Origin of the sequence: Algibacter aquimarinus, assembly GCF_039543265.1 — a bacterium.
GTDB classification, from domain to species: domain Bacteria; phylum Bacteroidota; class Bacteroidia; order Flavobacteriales; family Flavobacteriaceae; genus Algibacter_B; species Algibacter_B aquimarinus.
The window spans coordinates 1-577 of sequence record NZ_BAABJK010000015.1 but is presented as its reverse complement, the minus strand read 5'-3'; the positions used below and the strand labels follow the sequence as shown (position 1 = coordinate 577).

1 protein-coding gene is annotated in these 577 nt (G+C 31.4%); it reads right to left on the bottom strand.

Annotated elements, in window-relative coordinates:
• Positions 1–134 precede the first annotated feature (134 nt).
• Positions 135–557: a GNAT family N-acetyltransferase gene (locus tag ABD939_RS15540; RefSeq protein WP_298554585.1), complete on the bottom strand. Its 423-nt coding sequence runs from the start codon at positions 555–557 to the stop codon at positions 135–137.
• Between the last annotated feature and the right edge of the window lie 20 nt (positions 558–577).

Below are 577 nucleotides of genomic sequence, written 5' to 3'. Positions count from 1 at the left end.
CGGTCTCGTATAAGAATAGTTGCGGTTTTGTGTGCAAGGATTTTCCGCAGGAAAATCAGACGCAACAAAATTGCAACTACCTTTGTTTAAGCACTAATGTAGCAATTATTTTTATACATTGTTGGCATTAGTTTTTAAACACTTTTTCGGTAATAATATTTTTCAAATCCTTTTGGGAAATCAGTTTCCGTTCCAATTTTTTCAAATCCGAGTTTCTCATAAAATTCAGGTGCTTGAAATGAAAACGTATCTAAACTTATAAATCTACAATTTCGTTTTTTCGCTTCTTTTTCCGCTTCGAGAATTAATTTTTTTCCTATTCCGTTGTTTCTCTTTTCAGGTTTTACAACAAAAGTTTTTATTTCCAATGTTCCCCAAATTGAACGTCCATAAAGTCCACCAATGATTTCATTATTATCATCTCTAACAATTATTTCAATCGGTTTATTAATTTCATTAGCAAACTGTTCAGTTTTACTCTTGTTATATTCCACCAATAATTCGACAACTCTGTCATAAGATTTTTGGTCAACTTTGTCTGTTACTTTTACGGTCATTTCTCAAATTAATGCCAACG